This is a genomic window from Acidimicrobiia bacterium (assembly GCA_016650365.1).
In the GTDB taxonomy this organism is placed as follows: Bacteria; Actinomycetota; Acidimicrobiia; order Spongiisociales; family JAENVV01; genus JAENVV01.
On record JAENVV010000329.1, the window covers coordinates 1 to 1,854 of the forward strand.

At 61.3% G+C, this 1,854-nt stretch carries 1 protein-coding gene; it reads right to left on the minus strand.

Going from position 1 to position 1,854, the window contains the following annotated elements; genetic code table 11:
- Positions 1-1,854 (minus strand): DUF2207 domain-containing protein (locus JJE47_17850; protein ID MBK5269290.1); only part of this gene is annotated, 1,854 nt, incomplete at both ends.

Below are 1,854 nucleotides of genomic sequence, written 5' to 3' on the forward strand. Positions count from 1 at the left end.
CCACCACCGCCACCCGAGAACCCTCCCCCGCCTCCTGATGAGGCCGGCGGCGCAAACGCTCCCGATAGCGCCGATTCAATGCCCGAAATGGCGTTGCTCGAGTGCCCGCCCGAATAGCCGTGACTTCCGTACCAATAGACACTCGAGGTCTGCTCAAGGTCTTGAGGGGCGTACAGCCGTGCTGCCTCGAGGACATCTTCGGCGACTCCAAGGGCAATGCCGTACACGAGGTACTCCTCCCATAGCCCGAGTGACAGGGCGGGGGCTTCTTCGAGTCGGCTGAAGTCTTCAAGGTATCGCCGAAACGCCTTCCAACGCTCATTGAGAAGGGCACCCTCCCGGGTTCGCCGCACCCAGAGTTTGGTCTTTGCCGCGAGAACCACACTCAGGAACACTCCGGTGATCCCAAAGCCGAAGAAGCCCACCTCCATGAGCGACTTCGCCTCAAAAGACAACCGTGTGCCGAGCACCCGCGGAAGGGCCAGGGCACCAAGCAAGGCCACCACGATGACGCCCAGAATCAGAAAGGGCGGATACCGCTTGCCAATCGTGTCGAGCAGCCCACGTTGCTTGAGCGCGGCGGCGGAAGCTTTCTTGAAGAGCTCATAGTCGGCGTGATTCTCCGCGGGATCTTCGCGAAGTTCTCGCCGGAACTCGGTGAGCGGCAGGGGCCCGTCGGCAACGATACGATCGATGATGGCCACTACCGGCCGTTCATGGCTCTCGAGTGGGACCGTGTTGAGACCCATACCGATCTCAAGATCGGTGATCTGCTCCGTTCGCAATCCGAGCCAGGTGGCCTTCTCAACCGTGGCCGGGGTTGCCGTGTAGCGGCCGCGCCGGATCAGGTCGAAAAGTGTCGCGGTGAAGCCGCGTTCGTCGACCATCCCCTGGCGGGCCAGGGCATCGACAATGGCCGGTGGCGTGTCGGCCGGTGGGGCCTGCTCATACTCACGGTCGTAATCAATCCGTGGCTCTGACCCGTAGAGACCAAATCCGACCAACACGGCCAGAGGATAAGCAGCAAACGCCAGGGCTACCGCAATGAGGGCTGTCCAGAGGCTTTTCGCTCGCTGATCTGCCCGGTCAGCCTCGGCTTGTTCGTCGGCCATGATGGCTGCAAGACCCGGGCCGGAAACAACCTTGGCTCCCGCGGTTGAGGTCAAAACCGACCGGGGCACCACGACGCGCATCTCCACGAACTGATGCGCAGGGATGTTGCGTGCCGACAAATCAGGAGATACTCCATCGACTCCCAGCGACGTGCTCCCATCAACATCAGTTGGATGGCCGAACACCAATACTTCACCCGATGGGGGATCCCCGGGACCGAGGAATCCAGCTGTGAGACGGCTTACCCCCACGTCCCACTGGTCACCCCAGACCTGGAGGTTGATATCGACCACGTCGTCATACGCGACGGCCAGTCCGGTGAGCGCATACCTGACGGTGAACGTCCGCTCCTCGTCGCTGGCCTGATAGTGCCAAACCACCCGTGTGACCGAACCCACGTCCTCGACACCAAACGTGCCTGGAGTGTCCGTCGAACCAAGCTCCGTGGATCCCCCTGGCTGATATTGGGCACCAAATTCGGAAACGGTCACGGCCGAAATGGTTTCTCCTCGTCGCACAGGGATGTCGCGGTAGGCACCTTCGAATGAGCCACTGAAAGAGAACGTCAGGTTTTCTGTAACGACGACCGTGCCATCGTCGGTGAGTTCAACGGCGACATTGACGTCGGGGAACCGAAACGACTTTGACTGAGCCTGAGCGGCAGGCGCAAACAGCGCCGCCAGAACAAGCAGCCCTCCAACCGCGAGGAACGATCGTTTCAGAAGTCCACCTGGGGTACGC